This is a genomic window from Aurantimicrobium minutum (genome assembly GCF_029894165.1).
GTDB lineage: Bacteria > Actinomycetota > Actinomycetes > Actinomycetales > Microbacteriaceae > Aurantimicrobium > Aurantimicrobium minutum_A.
Genome location: NZ_JARXXU010000001.1, coordinates 669,014 through 688,426 on the forward strand (window position 1 = coordinate 669,014; position 19,413 = coordinate 688,426).

14 protein-coding genes are annotated in these 19,413 nt (G+C 58.7%); 10 read left to right on the forward strand and 4 right to left on the reverse strand.

Annotated elements, in window-relative coordinates:
* Positions 1–27: 27 nt before the first annotated feature.
* Together M2119_RS03545 and M2119_RS03550 are read left to right on the forward strand one after the other, a co-directional pair.
* Positions 28–4,053 carry an AAA family ATPase gene (locus M2119_RS03545; protein ID WP_348520940.1) on the forward strand — a complete coding sequence of 1,342 codons (4,026 nt, stop codon included), beginning with the start codon at positions 28–30 and terminating at the stop codon, positions 4,051–4,053.
* Positions 4,053–4,250: a hypothetical protein gene (locus M2119_RS03550; protein WP_280803579.1), complete on the forward strand. Its 198-nt coding sequence runs from the start codon at positions 4,053–4,055 to the stop codon at positions 4,248–4,250. Before M2119_RS03545 ends, M2119_RS03550 begins: the two co-directional genes overlap by 1 nt.
* A gap of 6 nt (positions 4,251–4,256) precedes the next feature.
* On the opposite strand, the gene M2119_RS03555 is transcribed toward M2119_RS03550, so the two are convergent.
* A complete protein-coding gene (locus M2119_RS03555) occupies positions 4,257–4,487 on the reverse strand; it encodes an FmdB family zinc ribbon protein (protein WP_280803580.1) in 231 nt (76 codons plus the stop codon).
* A 26-nt stretch (positions 4,488–4,513) separates the two neighbouring features.
* Positions 4,514–5,095: a 5-formyltetrahydrofolate cyclo-ligase gene (locus M2119_RS03560; protein ID WP_280803581.1), complete on the reverse strand. Its 582-nt coding sequence runs from the start codon at positions 5,093–5,095 to the stop codon at positions 4,514–4,516.
* Positions 5,096–5,150: 55 nt separating this feature from the next.
* Here M2119_RS03560 and M2119_RS03565 point away from each other — a divergent pair, with 55 nt between their 5' ends.
* The 5 genes from M2119_RS03565 (at position 5,151) to M2119_RS03585 (ending at position 9,358) form a co-directional block, all read left to right on the forward strand.
* Positions 5,151–5,789 (forward strand): GNAT family N-acetyltransferase, encoded by a 639-nt coding sequence (locus tag M2119_RS03565; RefSeq protein WP_280803582.1) that lies wholly within the window; start codon positions 5,151–5,153, stop codon positions 5,787–5,789.
* Positions 5,790–5,861: 72 nt separating this feature from the next.
* Positions 5,862–6,752, forward strand: a complete 891-nt coding sequence (locus M2119_RS03570) for a hypothetical protein (protein ID WP_280803583.1) — start codon at positions 5,862–5,864, stop codon at positions 6,750–6,752.
* Positions 6,753–6,791: 39 nt separating this feature from the next.
* The gene (locus M2119_RS03575; RefSeq protein WP_280803584.1) at positions 6,792–7,565 is read left to right on the forward strand and encodes an SDR family oxidoreductase; all 774 of its coding nucleotides are present in this window, start codon (positions 6,792–6,794) and stop codon (positions 7,563–7,565) included.
* Positions 7,566–7,567: 2 nt separating this feature from the next.
* Positions 7,568–8,206, forward strand: coding sequence for a pyridoxamine 5'-phosphate oxidase (gene pdxH / locus M2119_RS03580; protein WP_280803585.1), 639 nt, complete (start codon positions 7,568–7,570; stop codon positions 8,204–8,206).
* 9 nt (positions 8,207–8,215) lie between these two features.
* The gene (locus M2119_RS03585; RefSeq protein ID WP_280803586.1) at positions 8,216–9,358 is read left to right on the forward strand and encodes a MalY/PatB family protein; all 1,143 of its coding nucleotides are present in this window, start codon (positions 8,216–8,218) and stop codon (positions 9,356–9,358) included.
* A gap of 20 nt (positions 9,359–9,378) precedes the next feature.
* On the opposite strand, the gene M2119_RS03590 is transcribed toward M2119_RS03585, so the two are convergent.
* Positions 9,379–10,584: an MFS transporter gene (locus M2119_RS03590; RefSeq protein WP_280803587.1), complete on the reverse strand. Its 1,206-nt coding sequence runs from the start codon at positions 10,582–10,584 to the stop codon at positions 9,379–9,381.
* 239 nt (positions 10,585–10,823) lie between these two features.
* On the opposite strand from M2119_RS03590, the gene M2119_RS03595 reads away from it, so the two are divergent.
* From M2119_RS03595 to M2119_RS03605, 3 genes are all read left to right on the forward strand, one after another.
* A complete protein-coding gene (locus M2119_RS03595; RefSeq protein WP_280804446.1) occupies positions 10,824–13,325 on the forward strand; it encodes a ribonucleoside-diphosphate reductase subunit alpha in 2,502 nt (833 codons plus the stop codon).
* A gap of 239 nt (positions 13,326–13,564) precedes the next feature.
* Entirely contained in the window at positions 13,565–14,545 is a 981-nt protein-coding gene (locus M2119_RS03600) for a ribonucleotide-diphosphate reductase subunit beta (protein ID WP_280803588.1), read from the forward strand.
* A gap of 109 nt (positions 14,546–14,654) precedes the next feature.
* The gene (locus M2119_RS03605) at positions 14,655–15,464 is read left to right on the forward strand and encodes an InlB B-repeat-containing protein (protein WP_280803589.1); all 810 of its coding nucleotides are present in this window, start codon (positions 14,655–14,657) and stop codon (positions 15,462–15,464) included.
* Between the two features lie 47 nt (positions 15,465–15,511).
* Here the strand turns inward: M2119_RS03605 and hrpA are convergent, their stop codons facing one another.
* A complete protein-coding gene (gene hrpA / locus M2119_RS03610) occupies positions 15,512–19,378 on the reverse strand; it encodes an ATP-dependent RNA helicase HrpA (protein ID WP_280803590.1) in 3,867 nt (1,288 codons plus the stop codon).
* Between the last annotated feature and the right edge of the window lie 35 nt (positions 19,379–19,413).

Genomic DNA, 19,413 nt, shown 5'->3' on the forward strand with positions numbered 1-19,413 from the left:
TCCCTGCCCCCACATAGTGTTTTGGATGTGTGGCAACGCAATCGTAAGTCCGGTGAGGACTCCCCCGAAGAAGAGCAGGTTCCGTCGAATATTGGCGAAGCCATCTCCCTCGGTGATGACCCCTTCCCGGAGCTCACAGCAGAAGCTCCGGACGAGCCTGCCGTTGATTTGCTCGCCCCCGCAGTGGGAAGCCTGAGCTCTGCACTGTCCAACATCAACGTGGCGGAACCCGTCTGGAACCAGTGGCGTGAAGAGCTTGCTGTGGTCGGCGGAACGTCGCCTCTGCTGCAGTTCGTGGACACCCCCCGCACTCGGATCGAGCTCACCGCCATCCACCCCGGTGGTCTTCCCTCTTTCATTTCTGGCAAGCCAACTCTGCTCTCGAACCTCATCCGTGAAGAGTTCGCGCTGCGGAATGCACGACTGGCTGCTGCTGCGATTACCGCCAAAAGCACAGAACTGCGTTCGATGCGCAGCATCGAATCTGTCTACCTTGCCTTAGGCCTGGCGAAGTGGACCTTCCAGGACCGCGAATACTGCGGCCCGGTGTTACTGCGCCCGATGTCGCTGCGTCGCTATGGCAAAGACTTTGAACTCAAACTTTCTGGCCAGCCATTCCTGAACCCTCAGCTTGCCCGTGCACTGGAAAGCCAGTTCGGCGTTGCCCTCGATGCTGATTCGTTTGTTGCGCTGGCAAGCCTGGACGGCATGTTCAATCCGCTACCGGTGATGGAGCGACTCCGCGGACTTACCTCTCACCTCAGCGGTTTTGAGGTCGAGCCCCGACTGGTTGCTTCGAGTTTCTCCGATCTGTCCGCCGCTATGGTGGCGGACGTGCGCGAGCTCGCTCACCCCGTCCTTGATGCGCTCGCGGGTAACATCACCGCCCGGACTCGTCTGACCGAAGGTCACAAGGACGCCCACGTTATCGATCAGGATGCCCGCCCACCGGCGACCGACACTCTGTTGTTGGACGCCGATGCGGAGCAAGAGAGCATCGTGGCAGAAATCGGTGCCGGGAACTCTCTGGTTGTGAAGACTCTGCCGGGTACCGGGGGAACGCAGACCATCGTGAACGCCATCGGCGTTCTCGCTGGCGCTCACAAGCGCGTGTTGGTGGTGGGCGCTCGACGCTCCAGCCTTGACTCTGTCGTGCACCGCCTGAGCCAGGTTGGTCTCGACGGACTTACCGTCTCTCCCCGCACGCTGCGCCGTGATCTCATCAACGCCATTTTGCGCAACGAGAAGGCCACACGCCCCAACGTCTCCGACGTGGATGACGCTCTGCTGCGTCTGCGGAAGGTTCTGCTCGATTACCGCACCTCGCTGAGCCGTCAAGATTCTGTCCTGGGTGTCTCGGTACTGGATGCTCTGGAAGAGCTGTCACGCCTCAGCCTCCTGGCCACGCCTCCTTCGACCACGGCGCGGTTGCCGCGCCGTGCCATCGAAGGACTCGCGAACAGCCGCCCGCAGGCCGCCGCCAGTTTGATCAAGGCTGCCGCTCTCGGCGAATTCCGTTACGGTCCCGACGATTCACCGTGGTACGGCGCGAACTTCCCCACCTCGGAGGAAACCACGGCAGCCCACGAGCTGGCGAAGCGTCTGCATCAGACAGAACTTCCCAAGCTGATCGAACGTGCCGAAGAAGTCTTCAGTCGCACCAAGATGCGCCCCTTCGAGACTCTCGAAGAACTCGGCGTCTACCTCGGTTTGCTCGTTGATATTCGCGAGACTCTGGATAAGTTCCTCCCCGCGGTCTATGACCGTCCCCTGACTGAGCTCATCACCGCGACCTCTGGTCGCGGCAGCGGCATGAACGGTGGCGACCGTCGTCGCCTGAAGAAGCTCGCCTTCGAATACGTTCGTCCCGGATCTTCGGTTCCTGACATGCACGAAGCGCTCATCGCGATTCAGCAGCAGCGTGTGCTGTGGCAGCGCTACGTTGTCGCCGGGGCAGTTCCTGAGGTTCCCGTCGGCGTTGCAGATCTGCAGGCTGCCTATGGCAAGGTCATCGCCGACCTTGCATTGCTCGATACGGCGCTGGGCCAGACCGGCACGGAGAGCTCCTTCCTCAAACTTCCTCTCCCCACGCTGACAAACAAGGTCTCTGGCCTCGCTGCAGAGTCAGAGGTTCTGCACAACCTGCAGGAACGCACCACATTGCTGGCGCACCTGCGCGAGATGGACCTGGATGTTCTGCTGGCAGACCTGTCTGCCCGCCACATCCCCGAGAACCAGGTTGCGGACGAACTTGAACTGGCCTGGTGGCAGTCGGTGCTCGAAGGCATGCTGGCCAACGACAAGGCGCTCCTGAGCGCTAACACGGCAATCCTGGACCGTCTCGAAGCAGACTTCCGACTCGTCGATGACGCTCACGCGTCGGCCAATGGCGGGCTGTTGGCAGCCCGGTTAGCCGAGCTATGGAAGATCGGACTGGTCGACCTTCCCGATGAGGCCGAACGTCTGCGTCAAAGTCTGCGTGCTGATCACATCAGCCCGGACGAATTCATCGCCCTTGCTCCGCGTCTGTCGAAGTCCATTGCTCCGGTCTGGCTGTGCTCGCCCTATGAGGCACACCTCATTCCTGACTCTGTTTCCTTCGATGCCGTCTTCCTCGTGGATGCCGGTGCCACCACCGTGGCAGAGAACGCGGGAGCGATTCGTCGCGGTGCCAGTGTTGTCGTCTTCGGTGACCCGGTCACGCAGACACCGTCACGTTTTGAAACGGGCATGGGTGAATTTGAAATCCCACTCACCCCCGCAACCGATGCCGACACGTGGCATAGCAAGTCGGCATTGGCCCAGTTCTCCGGCATACTCCCCTCGCGTTCGCTGACGAAGAGCTACCGTGCCGGTGGCGAAGACTTGGCCGATGTGGTCAACCGTCGTTTCTATGGCGGCAAGATTTCTTCCCTGCCCTGGGCCGGTACGTTCCTGGGTCACTCAAGCCTGCGCCTGCACTACATCGCTGATGGAACGGGCATGCCCGACTCCACCACCGGTGCGGTGGAGAGTGTGGATGCAGAAGTCTCCCGCGTCGTCGAGCTTGTTCTCGAGCACGCCATGGAGCGCCCCACCGAGTCCCTCATGGTGATTACCGCGAGTCCCAAGCATGCGGTGCGTGTGGAACAGTCCGTGCTCTCGGCATTTGCGCGCCGTCCAGATCTCGCTGAGTTCATCCTTGAGGACCGCGCAGAAGCATTCGCGGTCATGACCCTCGAGCAGGCCGTGGCACAAAGCCGCGACCGTGTTATCTTCTCGATCGGGTATGGGCGCACCCCTCACGGCCGCCTGCTCTCTGACTTCGGCGCTTTGGCGCTGCCTGGCGGTGAGCGTCTACTCGCTGTGGGCATGACCCGGGCACGTCGCTCGATGGAGATTGTCTCCTGCTTCCGCCCTGGAGACATTGACGAAAGCCGTCTCTCCGATGGCATGCGTGCATTGGCAGAGGTATTGGCCGAGACGGACGCTCCACGAAAGAGCTCCAGCTCGCGTGAAAGCGCAGAGCCCATGCTCATTGATTTAGCACAGCGACTCGAGCGCCGGGGACTCACCGTCTCGCTCAACCACGCTGATGAGATTGCCCTGGCTGCCTCCTACCAAGGCCGTGCCGTGGCGGTAGAAACCGATGCTGTTCTAGCTCGCGGCAGCCTGCGCGAGTCTTTGCGTTTGCGCCCGGAGATGCTTCGTCGACTCGGCTGGCACTACATCCGCATTCACGCTTTTGAACTCTTTGCAGATCCTGATGCTGTCGCCACCCGCATTGCGGCCCTCATTGGTGTGGACCCTCTCGAAGAGGTTGACATCACCGGCCCCATCGAGATTCCTCGTGTTGACGTGCAAAGTGAGTCTCCTGAGGTTGCTTCCCTCGAGATCGTGGAAACAGTTGTTGTTGAACAGGTAGGCGACACTCTCTTCATTGAAGAGGAGATCGTCGAAACCATCACCTATGACGCACCACCTGCTGCACCCCCTGTAGAACCTCGTTCGGTTTCAGAGCCCGATGCGGTGACTGAACCCATCAACCTGCCCACCCCTCAGCCCGAGAACTAATGTCTGAGAAATCTGCTGCGCAGTCGGACGGACAAGGCAAGCGGGTTAATCGCCGCGTGCAATGGAAGCCTGAGGGTGTGGACGTGGACCCGAGCTTTGACGATCAGCCATTGGAAACAACCGCCGAAGACTGGGCAGAACGGTCATTGAGTAATGACGAACAGCTCAAGCGCGACAAGCCACCCCATTGGGGCTAGCTAAATCTACGAGCTGGGTGTGGGAGCCGAGCTCGACGAGCCGGATTCTTTGCGGGAATCTGAACGTGAGTCCGTGCGGTAGAAACCTGAACCGTTAAAAGTCACGCCGACCATGTTGAACACTTTGCGCAGCTTGCCGTGGCACTCGTGGCATTCCGTCAGCGATTCATCGCTGAGGGCTTGCTGAATATCGAATGCGTTCTCGCATTGCGTGCAGCGGTAAGAGTAAGTAGGCACAAGTGTCTCCGGTGGGTGGTGCGTCTTTAGAAAGTTATCAGTGCGGAGGGAGTCACGACGCCGGTCACCGGCTGGTCGTGAACTTCCCGGGGAAGTTCGTCGACCAGTTCCGAGTCAAACACAATGGCATAGACCGGGGGGCGTTTGCCCATCGATCCGAGAGTTTTGTCGAAGTAGCCGCGGCCCCAGCCCATGCGGACACCTCGCTGATCTACTGCGGAGGCGGGGACGACAATCAAATCCACGCTATTGATGGCGATGGGTCCGAGGAGATCTCCGGTGGGCTCGGGCAGGCCGTAGAGTCCAACATTCTCATCGTCGGTGTTGTTCGCCACAGCCCAGTCCAAAAGTCCATCATTCCGAGTGACCGGAAGCAGCACTTCGATGCCGTTGTCATACGCCCAAGACAAGAACGGTCTGGTTTCTGGCTCGGTGGGAGTGGCGAGATAGCAGGACAGACGCTTCACCCCGCGAGCAGCAACGAGGTGCTGGAGGTGTTCGGTAATGGCCGCGGTATCCGCATCACGCTCATGCGCGGGGATGGTGCGGCGCCGTTCACGAATCTCGGCACGCAAAGCCTGTTTGGCGGCGACGAGATCCTCAGGCATGTGTCACAGTCTAATTGGCTGTTCATCTGCGAACCGGCTTCGTTAGGCTGAGTGCATGGCCGCCATCATCCCGACCCTCAGCGAGGGTCGCGTGAGCATTCGCGCCATCAAGCCACGCGATGCCAAGAAGCTCGAAGAAGAGCTCATGCGCAACCGTGCGTGGCTGCGCAAATGGGAAGCCACAGCACCCCAGTCTTTTGTGAGCTTTGACACCCGCGCGGGTATTCGTAATCTGCTTTCTCATGCCAAGGTTGGCTCAGGGTTACCGTTCGCCATCGAATACGACGGCGAACTGGTGGGTCAGCTCAATGTCTCTGGCATTGTCTATGGCTCGCTGTCCTCGGCGCAGCTGGGCTATTGGGTGGCTGAACGTGTGGCGGGCAAAGGGGTGACGCCCACGGCCGTTGCCCTGGCCACGGACTATTGCCTTCTCAGTTTGGGACTGCACCGGATGGAGATCTGCATCCGTCCAGAGAATGCCTCTTCTTTGCGCATCGTGGAGAAACTCGGCTTTCGGTATGAGGGGCTCCGCCGCCGTTACATCCACATCAATGGGGATTGGCGCGACCACTTTGCGTTTGCCCTCACCCAGGAAGAAGTTCCCGGCGGAGTACTCTCCCGCTGGAAGGCGGGACTCGTTCCCGAGAACGCGGCGGTCGTGCCTGCCGCAGATTACGACGCCTTGTCGTCCTGAATGCAACACGCCGCAGGTGACACACCACGGGCTTAAAGCACTTTCCTCACAGGGACTCGTACCTTAGTAAACATGAGTGGTGGATTATTTGGTGGCGGGATAGTTTTCGCTATTGCAGCCACGTTATGGGTGCTGTATTTGATTCCGACCTACCTGCGTCGTCGCAACTTCGATGCGACCGAACGTAATGCCGTGCGCATGCAGCAAACCATTCGCGCATTGGCGGAAACCACCGATGTTCCCGAGGAACTCCGTGTGGAAGCATCTGCTCGCGCCGTGATCGAACAAAAGCGTGTGCTGCGCCAGGCTGAAGCGGCTGCCCGCGCAGAACTGCGCAAAGCAGCCGGTCGTGCCGTGGGCTATGACGAAGACGCCATCAGGGCTGCTCGTCGCGCTCGCCGAAACCGGTTGGTCAGCGCACTGTTCCTCTTTATTACTGTGGCCGGTATTGCAACCGGGATTGCGCTTCTGGCAACCGGCGGAAGCTGGGAGACACTCGCGATCTCGTGCATCGCTTTTGCCGTTGCCCTCGCGATCCAAGAAGTTGTGGTCTCCAGCTCTGAAACCGCAGCTGCACCGGTTGCTCTGGCTTATAACTCTGCAGACATCTTTGACCAGACACACTTCAAGGCTGCTCCTGCGTCACGCACCTGGACTCCGACCCAGCTTCCTCGCCCCCTCCACCTTTCTGAAGGAACACTGGCACAGGCTGTTGTGCAGTCGCAGATGGCAGCGGAGCGCATGCGCGCGAACGCTGCAGAATCTGCGCTGGTTGAACGAATGAACCTCGGCGACGCAGGCCTCGACGGCATCCGTCGCACCGCACAGGCTGCCCCGGTGCTACCGGCAGCACCTGCAGCGGACGCGGTCACCGCACGCCTGGCAGGGATGGGCGTTGTGGCAGAAACAGAATCTGGTCAGATAGACCTCGATGCTGTGCTGCGCCGTCGTCGCGCGAGCTAAGCTGCTTTTCTCTCTCGACTCGAAGAGTAGATTTGCTCTATGAGCACTCGACGCGTTGTTATCACTGGAGCAAGCTCCGGCATTGGTCAGGCCACAGCGAGGCTGTGTGCTGCACGCGGATGGCAGGTCGTCGGAGTCGCCCGCCGCGCTGATCGTCTGGCCCAGCTCGCGGCAGAAACCGGCATGGATACCTTCGTCGCCGATGTGACCCAGCAGTCCGATGTGGATTCTCTGCGCGACTACCTCGCGCAGACCGGGCCTGTGCACTCGCTGGTCAACAACGCCGGGGGTGCGATCGGCACCGACTCTGTCGAAGACAGTAACCCTGCTGACTGGATGCGGATGTTTGATGTGAATGTGCTGGGCGTCCAGCGTGTGACCAGCGCACTGTTGCCGCTACTGCGCAAGGGTTCCGAAGGTGGTCATGCTGACATCATGACGGTGACCTCCACGGCAGGTTTTGTCCCCTACGAGGGCGGCGGCGGATATAACGCAGCCAAGTTTGCCCTGCACGGTGTTGTGGGCGTGCTGCGGCTGGAGCTAGCTGGTGAACCCATCCGGGTGATGGAGATTGCTCCCGGAATGGTCAAGACCGATGAGTTCGCCCTCAACAGGTTTGGGGGCAATGCCGACAAAGTTGATGCCCTCTATGGCGGCGTCCTCGAACCGCTGGTTGCCGAAGACATCGCCGAAGCCATCGTGCATGCTCTGGAGCTCCCCGGTCATGTCAACATGGACCAGATCACGATTCGCCCCGTGGCACAGGCTGCTCAGCACAAGCTCATCCGCGGCGAACTGAAGGCCAAGGCATAGTCATGGAATCGCTGACCCGTCACACCGACTACGGCAACGTGCCCTTCGATGAGAGCACGGCACGGGCTAATCCCTTCGAGCAGTTTGCACAGTGGCTGAAACAAGCCGAAGACGAGGATGTCTTTGAGCCCAACGCCATGGTGGCCAGCACGATTGATCCAGACGGTGCGGTCTCTTCCCGCACCGTGCTGCTCAAAGGCATGGACGGCGCCGGTTTTGAGTTCGTCACCAACTACACCTCCCGCAAGGGCAAGGCTCTGTTGGAGAATCCCAGTATTTCGCTGCTCTTTCCCTGGTATGGGCTCAAGCGACAGATCATTATTTATGGCGACGCCCAGCCCACTGTGGACGCCGTGAGTGATCTCTATTGGCAGCGCCGCCCCCAGGGCGCGCAGTTGGCTTCTGCTGCGAGTGACCAGTCCCAGCCCATTGCGTCCCGGGACGAGTTGGATGTGCAGCTGGCAGCACTGGAAGCTCAGTATCCGGAAGGAACGACCGTTCCTCGCCCGGCACACTGGGGGTCTTTCCGCGTGATCCCTCACGCCATAGAGTTCTGGCAGGGTCGCTCGATGCGGTTCCACGACCGTTTGCGCTATGACCTAGTGGGCGGGGAATGGAAGCTCACCCGTCTCCAGCCCTAGGCTGACACTATGAGCACCCCGTTCACGACCTATAGCCTCGAGCAACTGCGTACCCGCACGAGCGACAAATGGGTCAAATATGGCCCGGATGTGTTGCCGTTGTGGGTGGCCGAGATGGACTCCACCCTTGCGCCCTCCATTGTCGAGGCTGTGACGAAGGCTATGCAGGCCGGGGACACCGGGTATGCCTCGGGCAATCTCTACGGAGAAGTTTTTGCAGAATATGCTCAGCGCCACTGGGGTCTGGGGATTGACCCCACCTACACGCTCCCCGTGATTGACGTTATTCGTGGACTGCAGACGGTCATTCAGGTTGCCACCGAACCGGGAGCACCTGTGGTGATTACTCCGCCGGTGTATTACCCGTTCGGCATGATTATCAACGGCTCAGGTCGCACACTGGTGAATGCCCCGATGACTGCCGCGGGGCGTTTCGACCCCGCAACCTTGGAGCAGGCCTTCAGTGAAGCTGCTGCCCTCGGGAAGGGGGGTCTGGTCCTGATCAGCAACCCCCACAACCCCACGGGCGTCGTGCACACCCGAGACGAGCTCACCACACTAGCCATACTGGCCAGCAAGCACGGTCTGCGTATTCTCTCGGACGAGATTCATGCCCCGTTGACCATGCCCGGTCACCCTTTTGTGTCCATCCTGGATATCCCTGAAGCTGCCGATGCCCTCGTGGTGACCAGTGCGTCGAAGCCTTACAACCTTGCTGGGCTGAAAGCCGCAATCATTGTGGGAAGCAGAGGCTCGGCGGACCTCATCGCGGAGATCAGAGCCACTCGATACGAAAGTCCCAGTCACCTCGGCACCATTGCCCACGTGGCCGCCCTGCGCGGGGGAGACGAATGGCTGCTGGCCGTGAATAAGGACATTGATCGCAACCGTCACCTTGTGACCGAGCTCGTGGAGCGTTTCCTTCCCGGTGCTGCCTATACGCCGGTGGAAGCGACGTATCTGGGCTGGGTGGATTGTCGCGCCCTGGGATTGGGAGATAACCCTGGCCAGGTTTTCCTGGAAAAGAGCAAGGTTGCCTTCAGTAGTGGCCACACCTTCGGCCCGGGCGGCGAAGGCCACATTCGCGTCAACATGGCGACCAGCCCCGAGATCCTCACCGAGGCGTTCCGCCGAGCTTCGCTTGCGCTCTAGCTCTAGCTCTAGCTCTAGCTCTAACTAATCGTTTCGATAGGCCCGGTGTCCGGCAGCGGAGCACCGTGGGAGCCACGCAAGTCGGGGCTCCAGCGCTTGGTCACGAGGGCACCGAGGGTGGTCAACACTGCAAAGATTCCGGCGGCGGCAATCGCAGAGACGGCTCCGAAGTGGTCGATACACAGACCTGCCACTGCAGAACCTAAGCCTGCACCGACCAGCTGACCGCTGCCGATCCAGGCATAGGACTCCGCGGTTTCGCTGAACTTCATGGTGGCACTGACGTTGGCAAAGAGCACGGTCAAGGCCGGGGCAACACCGAGGCCTGAAATAAACAGAGTGAGGCTCAGCCACCAGAAGTTGGGGAAAATCAACGCGGCCGCCAAGCCCACGGTGACCAAGAGCAATCTGCGCGTCATCGACCACGGCGCGATGGGGAGGTGGCCCCAGGCCAGACCTCCCACCAGAGAACCCAGTGCATAAATGGCCAGGATCCAGCCCGCTTGCGGGTCTTGATCGCCGAAGAGGCCAATAATGCCCGCCTCTACTGCCGCAAAGCAGGCCACCAGGGTCAGACCCAGCAGGGTGCTGATGATCACTGGTGGTCGGCTGAGCACGCCGCCCAGGCGGCGCTTGCTCAGGGGGATACGAACCTGTCCGACCGAGGGGGAGGTAATAAACCAGATGCCACCACCAACCAGGAAGGCCATGGCGGTGAGCACGGCCGTCACGCTGCCAATTTGCACGGCAATAAAGGTGGTGAGCACAGGGCCCACAATCCAGATGATCTCCTGCGCCGACGCATCGAGCGAGAACAAGGGGGTGAGCAGACGATCCGGAACCAGCTTGGGGTAGATGGTGCGCACGGCGGGCTGGATAGGGGGGAAAGCGCAGCCCCCAATGAAGCCCAGCAACACGAGCACCGGAACGGAGAGCGGGAAGATGGCCATCACAGACAGGGTGAGGGCAGCAACGACCATCATGGAGAACAACAGGGGCCTCATGCCCCAGCGGGCCATGAGACGCGAACTGATCGGGCCGGCGATAGCCTCACCCAGGCTGATCGCACCGACGACCAAACCCGCAGCGGCATAGGAGTGGTGCACGCTTTCAACGTGAATGAGGAAAGCGATGGAGAGCATGCCGTGGGGAAAACGGGCCACAAGTTGGGACAACAGAACACGGGTTACGCCATTAACCCGGAACAGTTCTAGATATGTCTTCACAGCGTGTTCAGTCTATGGGGGCACATCGGGGCGGTCTGTTTGTCCGTGGGTGGCGCAATGATGGCATTTCCGGGGAAACAGAGCGCTGGGAGGCTGTGTATATGTGCACAAACGAGGAAAAGTTATCCACAACTGGGGATGACACGCCCACAACATGTAGGGATTCACTTTCGCCCACAACCCCTTATATAGTGGTCAAGCACCAAGAGTGGGAAATCGCAGAGGAAGAGACAACAGACGTGGGAATTACCGTCGTAAAGCGCAATGGACAGCGCGAACAGTATGACGCCAACAAGATCAACATGGCGATCGAAGAGGCTACGCATGGCCTGCACGACAACATTGCGTGGGTGACCCAGATCGCCACCGAGCTTGAGATCACGCTCTTCGACGGCATCACCACTCAGCAGCTCGACGAAGCTGTGATCCAGGTTGCACTGCAGAACGTCAAGGATGACCCTGCATTTGACGTGGTCGCTGCTCGTCTTCTCCTCAAGACCATCTACAAGCGCGTCCTCGGCGACTTCACCACTCCTGAACAGCTGAAGAAGCTCCACCGCGAACACTTCGCCGAGAACATGAAGCGCGGTGTGGAAGAAGGTCTGCTCGACCCACGTCTGACCGAACTCTTCGACCTGAACAAGCTCGCCGACGAAATCGACCCCGGGCACGATGACTTGCTCAAGTACATCGGTGTTGTCACCCTCAACAACCGCTACGCCATCAAGGGCCGCAACGGTGACCCCCTCGAGGTCCCTCAGTATTTCTGGATGCGTATCTCCATGGGCCTCTCGCTCAACGAGGCGAACCCCACCGAGCACGCGATCAAGTTCTACAACAAGATGAGCCAGCTCGAGTACCTCGCGGCAGGTTCGACCCTGGTCAACGCCGGAACCATCTACCCCCAGCTCGCAAACTGCTTCGTCATGGAAATGCAGGACGACATGGAGCACATTGCGAAGACCACCCGCGATGTCATGTGGTTGACCAAGGGCACCGGTGGTATCGGCCTGTCCGTGACCAAGCTTCGTGCACAGGGCTCACCTATCCGCTCAAACAACACCACCTCGACCGGTCCTATCCCGTTCATGCACACCATTGACTCCATCCTGCGTGCGGTTAGCCGCGGTGGAAAGAAGTTTGGTGCTCTCTGCTTCTACATGGAGAACTGGCACATGGACTTCCCCGAGTTCCTAGACCTTCGTCAGAACTCTGGTGACCCCTACCGTCGTACCCGTACCGCTAACACCGCGGTGTGGATCTCCGATGAGTTCATGAAGCGCGTGCAGAACGACGGCGACTGGTACCTCTTTGACCCTCTCGAGGTCACCGACCTCAACGAGCTCTACGGCAAGGAATTCTCCGAGCGCTACAACTTCTACGTAGCTGAGGCTGAAGCCGGTCGCATGAACCTCTACAAGAAAATCGGTGCGCGCGAGCAGTTCAAGCAGATCCTCATCTCCCTCCAGTCCACCAGCCACCCCTGGTTGACCTGGAAGGACACCATCAACCTGCGTGCCCTCAACAACAACACCGGCACCATCCACTCCTCGAACCTGTGCACCGAAATCACACTGCCCCAGGACGAGGACAACGTCTCGGTCTGCAACCTGGCGTCGATCAACCTCTCTCGCCACCTCACGGCCGACAACAAGATGGACTTCGCCAAGCTCGCAGAAAGCGCCAAGCTTGCTGTGCGTCAGTTGGATAACCTCATCGACATCACCCGCTCCTCAGTGCAGGAAGCTGACTTCTCCAACAGCGAAAACCGCGCGATCGGCCTGGGCCTCATGGGCTTCACCGACATCGTCGAGCGCATGGGCTACTCCTACGAGTCCGAAGAGGCCTACGACCTCATCGACGTCGTGACCGAGCACATCTCCTACGCGGCAATCGAAGCATCGGTTGAGCTGGCCAAGGAACGTGGCGCTTACAACAACTTCGCCGGTAGCCGCTGGTCGCAGGGTCTCGTTCCCTTCGACAGCATCGACCTGGCTGAAGCTGACCGCGGCGTTCCCATCACGGTCAACCGCAAGACCACTCTCGACTGGGACAAGCTCCGCACAGAGGTCAAGAACGGTATCCGTAACGCCACCCTGATGGCCATTGCACCCACCGCATCCATCGGTCTTGTTGCCGGAACCACTCCAGGTCTGGACCCCCAGTTCTCTCAGATCTTCAGCCGTGCCACCAGCTCGGGTAAGTTCCTCGAGGTCAACCGCAACCTGGTTGCCGACCTGCAGAAGCTCGGCCTCTGGGAGTCCGTCCGTGAAGACCTGCTGCGCAGCCAAGGTGACGTCCAGGGCCTGCCTCAGGTTCCTGACCACATCAAGGCTGCCTACAAGACCAGCTTCCAGCTCTCGCCATCCTCCTTCATTGAGGTTGCCGCGCGTGCACAGAAGTGGATTGACCAGGCCATCAGCCGCAACATGTACCTGGAAACTCGCGACCTCGGCGACATGATGGAGATCTACTCCGAAGCATGGAACCGTGGCGTGAAGACCACCTACTACTTGCACATGAAGCCTCGCCACACTGCCGAGCAGTCCACCGTCAAGGTGAACAAGTCGGAAGACATCAACGCAGGTGGCGGCGCACCCAAGAAGGGCTTCGGCTTCGGCAGCGGCTCGGGTGCGAACCCAGAACCTCACTCCGTTTCCGCCGTTGCTGCGGCAGAGCCAGCTGTTGCTGCTCCTGCACGCAAAGGCTTCGGATTTGGCGCTTCGGGAGGTGGAAACTAATGAACTACACCACAGCAGTAGACGAGTACATCGTTCCCGTCGACCCGATGGAAGACCTTCAGTGCGAGTCCTGCCAGTAGGCAGCTCGTTCTGATCCCAGACACCCCTGCACCACCAGCAGTAACCGCACCACCGCTCTATCTGTCACCCCCGCCGCACCCCACACCAGAGACGGACCACCCGGAACGGCTCTCGCGGGAAAACAGAACACTTTTAACGACGATCTAAGGAGAAACACCATGGGTATTCTCGGTACCGGAGTCCAGGAAGGACTCCTGCTCAAGCCCGTCACCTACAAGTGGGCGATGGACCTCTACGACCAGGCTGTTGCCAACACTTGGTTCCCTAACGAAATCCAGCTCGGCGAAGACATCGCTGACTTCAAGAAGATGACCGATGAAGAACGTCACGCGATCACCTTCTTGATGAGCTACTTCAACCCCAACGAGCTGCTCGTGAACAAGGCACTCGCCTTCGGCGTGTACCCCTACGTCAACGCTCCCGAGGCGCACCTCTACCTCGCGAAGCAGATGTGGGAAGAAGCGAACCACTGCATGAGCTTCGAGTATGTTCTCGAAACTTTCCCCATTGACCGTGAAGCTGCCTACAGCTCTCACGTCAAGGTGCCCTCCATGGCGCGCAAGGAAGAGTTCGAAGTGAACTTCATCAAGCGCATGACCGAGCAGACCCTCGACATCACCACCACCGAGGGCAAGATGGACTTCGTTCGCAACCTCGTTGCGTACAACGTCATCCTCGAGGGCATCTGGTTCTACTCAGGCTTCATGGTTGCGCTCAGCTTCCGCCAGCGCAACCTGCTGCGCAACTTCGGTTCGCTGATGGACTGGGTTGTTCGCGATGAGTCGCTTCACCTCAAGTTCGGTATCAACTTGATCCTCACCGTTCTTGAAGAGAACCCTGACCTGCAGACTGAAGAGTTCGCAGCAGAAATCAAGGGCATGATCACCAACGCTGTCGAAATGGAAGAGGAATACAACCGTGACCTCCTCCCCAACGGCATCTTGGGCCTCAACTCGAACTACATCAACCAGTACGTGAAGTACTTGGCTGACCGTCGTCTTGAGGAGCTCGGCTTCGAAGCAGAGTACAAGGTCTCGAACCCTGCAAAGTGGATGGCAACCGCCAACGACACTCTGCAGTTGGTCAACTTCTTCGAGTCGACCAACACCAGCTACGAGTCGAACGGCGCGACTGCCTAGTCACACGTTCCACTCGAACAGAGTTAAGGGCTCTCCTGATTACAGGAGGGCCCTTTTCTTGTACCCCTAAAAGGTACAAATGGGTAAAACATTCGTCTAAACTATTCGTATGAAAAAGTTTTCCCTCAAGGTGCTGGGCGCCACGATTTTTGCTCTTGGGATAGTTTTTGCAGGAGCTGCTGCACCCGCACAAGCTGCAACTCTGACAGCGACTTCTGCAACCGCTAATGGTTCTGTCACTACAGGTGCTGTAACTGTGCCCGTAACAATTGATGCAACTACCGCAACTGCTGGTGCAACCCGGCTAGTGATTACTCTTCCTACAGGTTGGTCAACGTCTATTGTTGGCGGCCCGAACTGCACAGGCCTAACTGTTACTGGCATGACAATCACTGGTAATGGTTGTGCTGTGTCGGGTGGAGTGCTCACGCTTTATTCGTCAGCAGGTGCGATTGGCGCTAACACTGCTTTATCTGTAGTTTTTAGCGCAAACACACTTACTGCTGCATCGGGAAGAGATTTCAGCCTGACAACTTCAAACGTCAATGGAGCCGTTGATACGGGTACAGCAACACTCTCCAGTGGATCTTCATCCTTCACAGCAGCTTTCAATGCGAACAATGGCTCTGGTTCCATGGCAGACCAATCTGCTAGCTCAGCAACTGCCCTTAGTGCAAATGGTTTCACCCGATCCGGTTATACCTTTTCTGGATGGAACACCGCTGCTGACGGTTCTGGAACAGCTTATGCAGACGGAGCCAGTTATCCCTTCACAGCTAACGCCACTATGTATGCGCAGTGGACGGCCGTTCTTGCAAACACCGGTATCGATGCGAAGCCCTACATATATGGTGGTCTTTCGCTTGCCATCGTGGGTAGCGCATTCCTTCTGATTGCTCGTCGCAAGCAGAACGTCTAATACGAAGCGAGTAATCAACCCCCGAAGAAATTCGGGGGTTGATTCGTTTAAGCCAGCGCTTTCTTTATGCGTTGCAGTGAGATGGGCTCTGCTGTACCGAGGGACTGAGCAAACAGGCTTACACGGAACTCTTCGAGCATCCAGCGCACCTTCACTAGGTGTGCTGGGGAGTGTGGTGCGAGAGGAATCTTGCCCCCTGCAGCTTCATAGAGGCTTAAAGCTTGGTCTAGTTCAACCGATGCCGTTCTGTCTCGCCCGGCGTCTTCCAGCATGCGCTGAATGCGCATTGTGATTGCTCTCACATAAATCAGGATGCGGGGAAGCCTGGCTAATCCAGCATTGCTAATGAAGTTGGGTTGTAAGAGTTGTTCGAGGTGTGCCTTCTCCTGGCTGAGCACTGCAAGGTAAGTCATGGCATTTGCTTGGGACATGGCTTTCGTGGCATCTCTGGCTGCGGACAGGATTCTTGCTGTGTGTGACACTGCGTCAAAGATGTTGTCCATGATGGCGCCCTGGACGCGGTCCCTCAAAGTTTCAAACTCAGCCTTCTGGAAGATGAGCCCGTCTTCGCGCATAGAGTGCAGCACACTGTCCACGCTGGCTGCGATGGCATCCGTGATGAGCGCACTGAGGTTGGCATAGGGGCTTTGGGTGAGGATCAGTTTCTCGGCAGCGGTCAGGTGCTCCTGGACATACTTCGCTGGCGAGGGCACGGCAGCGATCACGAGTGCTCTGGTTCCCAGGGGGTGTTCTCTTCGCTGGTCTGCTTCGGTGGCCAGGAGTCTGATGTTGACCTCCTGGCGTGCTGTTCCAGGGCTGGTGACAACCAGTGCCGGATATGCCCGCACGGTGTTGCTTCCGTGCTTGGCATCGACGGTGCGGGGGAGTTCGTCAAAGTCCCAGCTGGTGAGTCCATCACGTTCCAGGGGTGAGCTCACGCGTTCTGCCACTTCAGCAACCGCGTCCCTGCTCTTCTCTGCCAGACCGCGCTGAAGTTTCTCGAGGTTCTTATCTGTTCCCAGGTTCTTGCCCGTGCTGCCTATAACTCTGTAGGTCATGCGCAGGTGATCGGGAAGTCTCAGCACATCAAAGTCGTTCGCGGTGACAATGGCTCCGCTCAGGCTTTGCAACGCTTTTGCCACTATTGAGAGCAGGTTGCCCTGAGGTGTCTCAGGCAGGGTGGCAGCAGCCTTGGCTGCCCAGTCCGCTGCCGGGACTACCTGGCGCCTAATGTTCTTCGGCAGCGTCTTGATAAGTCCCGTGATGAGTTCTAAGCGCAGTCCTGGAACCAGCCATTCAAAGGGTTCAGGGTCGAGTCTGGCCAAGAGAGGCAGTGGAACTTCAACGGTGACCCCGTCATCTTCCCGGCCTGGTTCAAAACGATATTTCAGCTTGAGCCGCTGGTCGCCATAGACCCATTCGGAGGGGAATTCGTTCTCATCGTGTTCTGCTTCGGCTTCTTCCAGCAGGTCTGCGCGTTGCATGGTGAGGAAGTCAGGGTTGGTGGTGCGCTCCTTCTTCCACCAGCCTTCGAAGCTTCTGGTGGAGAGAACATCGGCCGGAATGCGCTGGTCATAGAAAGCAAAGACGACCTCGTCATCGGCCAGGATGTCTCTTCTCCTGGAGCGCTCTTCCAGTTCTTCGAGCTGCCTGCGGAGGGCACGGTTACTGCGGTCGAATGCTTGTTTGGAATCCCATTCGCCTTCCACCAGTGCATGGCGAATAAAGAGTTCACGGCACAGCTCTGCATCCACGCGGGCGTATTGCATGCGGCGGTGGGCGACGAGCGTGACGCCAAAGAGCGTCACGCGTTCGTAAGCAACCACCGCCCCCTGGTTCTTCTCCCAGTGGGGTTCGCTATAGCTGCGCTTACACAGGTCACCGGCAAGCTTTTCTGCCCAGCCGGGATCAATGGCTGCGTTTGTTCGTGCAAAAAGCCGGCTGGTTTCCACGAGCTCGGCGCTCATCACAGCTGCGGGTGGTTTCTTGGCCAGAGCTGAACCTGGGAAGATGACGAACTTCTGGTTCCGTGCACCCATGAACTCATGCTGTTGTTTGCGCGGGCTGTTACCGCCCTTGTCGCTGTATTTGTTTGCCCCCAGTTTGTTGTCGCTGACTTGCTTGAGGCCGATGTGGGAAAGAAGTCCTGCCAGGAGGGACTTGTGAATGCCGTCAGGGTCAATCTTGGCTTCGCCCAGGCTGAGGCCCAGTGGTTTCGTGAGTGTCTTGAGCTGACGGAACACGTCATTCCATTCCCGCACACGCAAGTAGTTGAGGTATTCCGCTTTGCACATCCGGCGGAAGGCACTGGAAGAGAGTTCCTTCTGTTTCTCTTCAAGATAGTTCCAGAGATTCAGTAGGGAGAGGAAGTCGCTGGTGGGATCGGTGAAGCGGGCATGAGAGAGGTCAGCCTGGGGGCGCTTCTCCAGTGGTCGTTCCCTCGGGTCCTGCACGGTGAGCCCGGCCACAATAGCCATCACTTCGCGGGTGACGCCGTGGTTTCTGGATTCTAAAACCATGCGCGCAAAGCGCGGCTCAATCGGGAGGCGGGACAGGTCGTGACCAATCTTGGTCAGCTTGGTGGCCCCGGGCCCATTCTGAATGGCACCCAGTTCTTTGAGTAGATCAACGCCGTCTTTCACGCCGCGTGAATCTGGTGTTTGCAAGAAAGGGAACTGGGCAATATCGCCCAGGCCGAGGGACGCCGCTTGCAGAATCACCGAGGCAAGGTTGGTGCGCAGAATTTCGGGGTCGGTGAATTCTGGGCGGCGTTCAAAGTCTTCCTCTGAATACAACCGGATGGCAATGCCATCGCTGGTGCGCCCACAGCGACCGGAGCGTTGGTTGGCGCTGGCTTGGGAGATGGCTTCAATGGGCAGGCGCTGGACCTTGGCCCGGGGGCTATACCTGGAGATACGAGCCGTTCCGGCATCGACGACGTATTTGATGCCGGGGACCGTGAGGCTGGTTTCAGCCACGTTGGTGGCCAAGATAATTCGTCTTGTGAGCCCTGCAACTTTGCTGGGTTCAAAGACTTTGTGTTGGTCGGCTGCAGACAGCCGACCATACAGGGGAAGCACTTCGGTGCCGGCGCGCATGCGGCCAGCAGCGATGTTGCCTTCGAGTGCTTCTTGCGCGTCGCGAATCTCGGTTTCACCCGAGAGGAAGACCAACACGTCCCCGGGTGCTTCTTTATCGAGCTCGTTCAGTGCAGAGACGATGCCATCGAGATAATCCCGGGCAGAGTGTTCGGGAGCTTTCGCTGCTTTATTGGGTTCATCTGCTAACTCGTCGTCATCGACGTCGTCGCTGGACATTTTGTCTTCGGTGAGGGGGCGATACCGAACCTCGATGGGGAAGGTGCGGCCTGAGACCTCGATCATCGGGGCGCCACCGAAGTGCTGGGAGAAGCTCTCAGGATCGATGGTGGCCGAGGTGATGATGAGCTTGAGGTCCGGACGCTGGGGGAGGAGCTGCTTGAGATAGCCCAACAGGAAGTCAATGTTGAGACTGCGCTCATGCGCCTCGTCAATGATGATGGTGTCGAAGTTCTTCAGCATCCGGTCACGCTGCAGAGCGTTGAGCAGAATGCCGTCGGTCATCACTTTGACTTCGGTAGCGGCGCTGGCCTGATCGGTGAAGCGGACTTGGTAGCCGACGAGACCGCCGAGTTCGACGTTGAGTTCCTCTGCGATGCGCTCTGCTACTGCTCGAGCTGCGATTCGTCGTGGCTGAGTGTGGGCAATGCTGGTGCGGCCAAGCTCGAGGCACATCTTGGGAATCTGGGTCGTTTTACCCGACCCCGTGGCACCGGCAATGATGACAACTTGGTTAACTCTGATCGCCTCAAGTATCTCTTCACGACGTTCACTAACCGGCAAATCCGGCGGGTACGTGATGAGTGTGGCGTCCATGGGCTGTGTCCAGCCTAGCGAGGGGTGTTTATACC

Excerpts from the sequence above, each read along its gene's own strand:
- M2119_RS03550 (WP_280803579.1), top strand. The coding sequence starts at position 4,053 with ATGTCTGAGAAATCTGCTGCGCAGTCGGACGGACAAGGCAAGCGGGTT.
- M2119_RS03560 (WP_280803581.1), bottom strand. The coding sequence starts at position 5,095 with ATGCCTGAGGATCTCGTCGCCGCCAAACAGGCTTTGCGTGCCGAGATT.
- M2119_RS03565 (WP_280803582.1), top strand. The coding sequence starts at position 5,151 with ATGGCCGCCATCATCCCGACCCTCAGCGAGGGTCGCGTGAGCATTCGC.
- M2119_RS03570 (WP_280803583.1), top strand. The coding sequence starts at position 5,862 with ATGAGTGGTGGATTATTTGGTGGCGGGATAGTTTTCGCTATTGCAGCC.
- M2119_RS03575 (WP_280803584.1), top strand. The coding sequence starts at position 6,792 with ATGAGCACTCGACGCGTTGTTATCACTGGAGCAAGCTCCGGCATTGGT.
- pdxH (WP_280803585.1), top strand. The coding sequence starts at position 7,568 with ATGGAATCGCTGACCCGTCACACCGACTACGGCAACGTGCCCTTCGAT.
- M2119_RS03585 (WP_280803586.1), top strand. The coding sequence starts at position 8,216 with ATGAGCACCCCGTTCACGACCTATAGCCTCGAGCAACTGCGTACCCGC.
- M2119_RS03600 (WP_280803588.1), top strand. The coding sequence starts at position 13,565 with ATGGGTATTCTCGGTACCGGAGTCCAGGAAGGACTCCTGCTCAAGCCC.
- M2119_RS03605 (WP_280803589.1), top strand. The coding sequence starts at position 14,655 with ATGAAAAAGTTTTCCCTCAAGGTGCTGGGCGCCACGATTTTTGCTCTT.
- hrpA (WP_280803590.1), bottom strand. The coding sequence starts at position 19,378 with ATGGACGCCACACTCATCACGTACCCGCCGGATTTGCCGGTTAGTGAA.